Annotated in this window: 4 protein-coding genes and 1 pseudogene; all 5 read right to left on the reverse strand. The window is 62.1% G+C overall.

All coding sequences use genetic code 11. The features are described from left to right. Positions 1-363 (reverse strand): annotated as a pseudogene (locus EOA27_RS21420) (sugar ABC transporter permease); the annotation flags it as partial. Next, positions 364-1,446, reverse strand: a complete 1,083-nt coding sequence (locus tag EOA27_RS21425) for an ABC transporter ATP-binding protein (RefSeq protein WP_126082595.1) — start codon at positions 1,444-1,446, stop codon at positions 364-366. Between the two features lie 10 nt (positions 1,447-1,456). Beyond that, positions 1,457-2,536: an ABC transporter ATP-binding protein gene (locus tag EOA27_RS21430; RefSeq protein WP_126082594.1), complete on the reverse strand. Its 1,080-nt coding sequence runs from the start codon at positions 2,534-2,536 to the stop codon at positions 1,457-1,459. A 38-nt stretch (positions 2,537-2,574) separates the two neighbouring features. After that, complete coding sequence (glpD, locus tag EOA27_RS21435; RefSeq protein ID WP_126082593.1) at positions 2,575-4,101, reverse strand: glycerol-3-phosphate dehydrogenase; 1,527 nt, start codon at positions 4,099-4,101, stop codon at positions 2,575-2,577. 126 nt (positions 4,102-4,227) lie between these two features. Next, a complete protein-coding gene (locus EOA27_RS21440) occupies positions 4,228-4,995 on the reverse strand; it encodes a DeoR/GlpR family DNA-binding transcription regulator (RefSeq protein WP_042642634.1) in 768 nt (255 codons plus the stop codon). Positions 4,996-5,032: the final 37 nt, after the last annotated feature.

Raw genomic sequence — 5,032 nt, forward strand, 5'->3', positions numbered from 1 at the left:
CTGCCAGATCGTGCCGACGACGTTCCACGGGATCAACAGCGGCAGCGCCATCAGCACCAGGCAGACCGGCACGCCCCAGCCCTTCTTCGGCATGTTGAGCGCGATGAAGATGCCGAGCGGCACTTCGATCGCCAGGATGATGAAGGAGAAGATCAGGTTGCGCACCATCGCTTCCCAGAACCGGTCGGAGTGCAGCAACTCCTCGAACCATTCGGTGCCGGCCCAGAAGAAGACGTTGTTGCCGAACGTGTCCTGCACCGAATAATTGACCACGGTCATCAGCGGGATGACGGCCGAGAAGGCCACCAGCACCAGAACCGGCAGGACAAGGAACCAGGCCTTGTTGTTCCAGGTTTTGTCCATCTAGGCCCCCATCTCTACGCGCCAGGAATCGGCATAGATGTTGATGCCGGCCGGATCGAACCGGACTTTCGGGTCGGCAGGCACTTCGTCGTCCTCGCCGATCACAGCGGCGATCTCCCTACCTTCCAGATTGGCGCGCACGACCTTGTGGCGGCCGACGTCCTCGACCTTGGAGACCTGCACCGCCATGCCATCGCGGCCGAGCCGCACATATTCGGGACGGATGCCGAGCTCGACGGCGCCGGCTTCCGCCTTCCCGGTAGCAGTCTGGGGCACGCCCGGAAGCTCGATGCGCTGCGCGCCGAGCTTCGCCGTCCTGCCTTCCAGCGCGACCGGCAGCACGTTCATGCCCGGCGAGCCGATGAAATAACCGACGAAAGTGTGGCGCGGCCGCTCGAAGAGTTCGGCCGGCGTGCCGATCTGCACGATCTCGCCGTCATACATGACCACGACGCGGTCGGCGAAGGTCAGCGCTTCGGTCTGGTCATGCGTGACATAGACCATGGTGTAGCCGAAGCGGCGATGCAGTTGCTTCAATTGCGAACGCAGCACCCACTTCATGTGCGGGTCGATCACGGTCAGCGGCTCGTCGAACAGGATGGCGTTGACGTCCGAGCGAACCAGGCCTCGGCCGAGCGATATCTTCTGCTTCTGGTCGGCGGTGAGCCCGCGCGCCTTCTTCTTCGCCAGCGAAGCGAGATCGATCATGTCGAGCGTCTCGCGCACCTTGCGGTCGACGTCCGCCTCCGGCACGCGACGGTTGCGCAGCGGGAAGGCCAGATTGTCGTAGACGGTCATGGTGTCGTAGATGACCGGGAACTGGAACACCTGCGCGATGTTGCGCTCCTGCGTCGACAGATTGGTGATGTCCCTGCCATTGAACAAAAGCTGGCCGTGCGAGGGATGCAGCAATCCCGAAATGATGTTGAGCAAGGTGGTCTTGCCGCAGCCCGACGGCCCAAGCAGCGCATAGGCGCCGCTATCCTCGAAGGTGTGATGCACCTCCTTCAGCGCGAAATCCGAATCCTTCCGTGGGTTGGGCAGGTAGGAGTGGCGGATATGATTGACGTCGATGCGCGCCATCTGATCCTCCTCAGGCTGCCAGCTTCGACGCCGTCACGGCGCGGCCGTTGTGGTCGAACACCAGGATGTGGCGCGGGTCGATGAACACCTCGACCTCGTCGTCCGTCTCGAAGTCGAGAATGCCATGCGCAAGCATCACCCAGCGCGCATCGGCGAAGTCGAGATGGACGAAGCTTTCCGAGCCGGTGATCTCGGTGATGGTGACCTTGGCACGCACCGGTACCGCGCTGGCGTTCGGCCGCTCCAGCGACAAATGATGAGGTTGGAAGCCGATCGTGTAGCTGGCGTCCGCAATGCCGGCGAGTTCCGGCGGCACCGGCAGCTTGACGCCGCCTTCGAGCAGGAAGTCCGCGCCCTTTTTGGAGAGCACGATGGTGTTGAGCGGCGGGTCGGCGAAGGTCCTTGCCGTCACCAGGTCGACCGGCTTGCGGAAAACCTCGACGGTCGGTCCGAATTGCGTGACGCGGCCCTCCGAAAGTGTCGCCGTGTTGCCGCCCAGCAAAAGCGCCTCGTGCGGTTCGGTGGTGGCATAGACGAAGATCGTGCCCGCGGCGGCGAAAATCTTCGGCAATTCGGCGCGCAATTCCTCGCGCAGCTTGTAGTCGAGATTGGCGAGAGGCTCGTCGAGCAGCACCAGGCTGGCGTTCTTGACGATGGCGCGCGCAAGCGCCGTGCGCTGCTGCTGGCCGCCCGAGAGGTTGAGCGGGGTGCGGTCGAGGTAAGGCGTGAGCTTGAGAAGCGCGGCGGCATTGCGCACTTCCTTGTCGATCCTTGCCTGGTCCACGCCTGCAACCCTGAGCGGCGAAGCGATGTTCTCGTAAACCGTCATCGCCGGGTAGTTGATGAACTGCTGGTAGACCATGGCGACGTTGCGCTTCTGCACTGGCTGTCCGGTAACGTCCTTCCCGTCGAACCAGACCGAGCCGGACGTCGGCGCGTCGAGACCCGCCATCAGCCGCATCAGGCTGGTCTTGCCGGAAAGCGTCGGTCCCAGCAGAACATTCAGCGAGCCGTGCTGAAGCGTCAGCGACACGTCGCGGATATGCTCCTGCGCACCGATCGTCTTCGTCACGTTCCTCAGTTCCAGCATCACGCCTCCTCCCGGCCTTGCGCTTCAGCAGTCGATCGTCATTCCGCCGCCGCGACGTGACGGCTGCTCAGCCCTCGCATGAATTCTTCCAGTGCCGCCGTCTGCTCGCGGCTGAAATGCAGGCCGCGCTTGGTGCGGCGCCACAGCACGTCATCGGCGGTGACCGCCCATTCGTTCTCGGCGAGATAGCGAACCTCCACCTCGAAAAGATCGGCGCCGAAATTGCGGCCAAGATCGGCATTCGACTTGGCGAGCCCGAGCAGCTTCTCCGCGCGCGTGCCGTAGAGCCGCGTAAACCGGCGCGCCAGCCTCTGGTCAAGGAACGGATAGGTTTTTTTCAGCCTGGCGACCTGCGCGTCGAAACCGGTGGCGGGAAAATCACCACCCGGCAGCGGCGCGTCATGCGTCCAAGGCTTGCCGCGCTTGCCGAGAAAGCCTTCGATCTTCTCAAGCATCGATTCCGCAAGCCGACGGAAGGTCGTGATCTTGCCGCCGAAGGCGTTGACAAGCGGGGCAACGCCCTCCCCGCCATCGGCCTTCAGCACATAATCGCGCGTCGCTTCCTGCGCCTTGGAAGCGCCGTCGTCATAGAGCGGACGCACCGCCGAATAGGTCCAGACGATGTCGGAGCGCTTCACGGCTACCGCGAAATATTCGCTTGCCGCAGCGCACAGATAGTCGATCTCAGCGTCGGAGATCTTCACATCGTGCGGGTCGCCTGGATAGTCGCGGTCGGTTGTCCCGATCAGCGTGAATTCTTCCTCGTAGGGAATGGCGAAGATGATGCGGCCGTCCTTGTTCTGGAAGAAATAGGCGCGCGGATCGTCGAACTTCTTGGCGACGACGATGTGGCTGCCTTGGACAAGACGGACATTATGGACTTCGTTCTGGCCGACGGCTGTCTGCAGAACGTGATCGACCCACGGGCCGGCGGCGTTGACGAGAAGCCGCGCGCGAACCTCTTCGGTGTCGCCGGTCAGCACGTTCTGCACCTTGACGGTCCATATTGAGGCGTCGCGGCGCGCGCTGACGACCTTGGTGCGGGTGCGGATGATGGCGCCCCGGTCGGCGGCGTCACGAGCGTTCAGCGCCACCAGACGAGCGTCATTGACCCAACCATCCGAATATTCGAAAGCCTTGCGGAACAATGGCTTGAGCGGCTTGCCTGCCGGATCGCTCGCCATGTCCAGCGTCTTCGTCGCAGGCAGCAGCTTGCGCCCGCCGATGTGATCGTAGAGGAACAGCCCGAGCCGGATCAGCCAGGCGGGCCTCAGGCCCTTGGCATAAGGCAGGACGAAGCGCATCGGCCAGATGATGTGCGGCGCGTTCTTCCACAGAACCTCGCGCTCCATCAGCGCTTCGCGCACCAGCCGGAACTCGTAGAATTCAAGATAGCGAAGCCCGCCATGGATAAGCTTGGTCGAGCCGGAGGACGTCCCGCTCGCCAGATCGTTCATCTCGGCAAGGTAAACCGAAAATCCGCGGCCAACGGCGTCGCGGGCGATACCGCAGCCATTGATGCCGCCGCCGATGACGAAAATGTCATGGATCGGGGATGTGTCCAAAAGTTCCTCCAACGATTTCGCATTGCACCATTTTTGTGTTTTACGAAACCGTGACGGAATTATTTCGAACTCAAAGCGAATGTCAAACGAAATTTCATCGCTGCGTGAAACAGCCATGAAGCACCGCTATTCGAGCGCCGTCTCGATCAGCCGGACCTCGGTCTCCTCGCAAATCCGGCGAATCGAGGGGATGTCGCAACGATCGGTGATGAAGGTATTCACCTGCGAAAGGTGGCCGATCCGGACCGGCGCCGTGCGCTCGAACTTGGTCCGGTCGGAGACCAGGATGACGTGGCGCGCATTGGCTATGATCGCCTGCGCCACCTTCACCTCGCGGAAATCGAAGTCGAGCAGCGCGCCATCATGATCGATGGCCGAGGCGCCGATGACGGCATAATCGACTTTGAACTGGCGGATGAAATCGACGGCCGCTTCGCCGACGACACCACCGTCGGAACCGCGCACCACGCCGCCGGCGATCACCACCTCGATCGTAGGATAGATGCGCATCCTATTGGCAACATTGATGTTATTGGTGATGACCATCAGCCCGTTATGGTCGAGAAGCGCCTTGCTGACTGCCTCGGTGGTGGTGCCGATATTGATGAACAGCGAAGCATTGTCCGGGATCAACCGCGCCGCCGCGCCGCCGATCGCCTCCTTCTCGTCGGCCGCGATCTTGCGCCGCGCCTCGTATTCCATGTTCTCGATGCCGGACGGGAACAGCGCGCCGCCATGGATGCGGGTGAGCAGCCGCTGATCGCACAGATCGTTGAGGTCCTTGCGGATGGTCTGCGGCGTCACATTGAAATGCGTCGCCAGATCCTCGACCAGAACCCGGCCGTGGTCTTTCGCCATCTGGATGATTTCGGCGTGGCGTGGCGAAAGAAACATCCGGGCGTCCCTCCATTTTCGTTTTTCTCCTCTATAT

Source organism: Mesorhizobium sp. M2A.F.Ca.ET.037.01.1.1, from assembly GCF_003998075.1.
Classification (GTDB): Bacteria; Pseudomonadota; Alphaproteobacteria; order Rhizobiales; family Rhizobiaceae; genus Mesorhizobium.

What these genes read in the sequence shown, in the direction of transcription:
- EOA27_RS21425 (WP_126082595.1), bottom strand. Translation starts at nt 1,446, where the DNA reads ATGGCGCGCATCGACGTCAATCATATCCGCCACTCCTACCTGCCCAAC.
- EOA27_RS21430 (WP_126082594.1), bottom strand. Translation starts at nt 2,536, where the DNA reads ATGCTGGAACTGAGGAACGTGACGAAGACGATCGGTGCGCAGGAGCAT.
- EOA27_RS21440 (WP_042642634.1), bottom strand. Translation starts at nt 4,995, where the DNA reads ATGTTTCTTTCGCCACGCCACGCCGAAATCATCCAGATGGCGAAAGAC.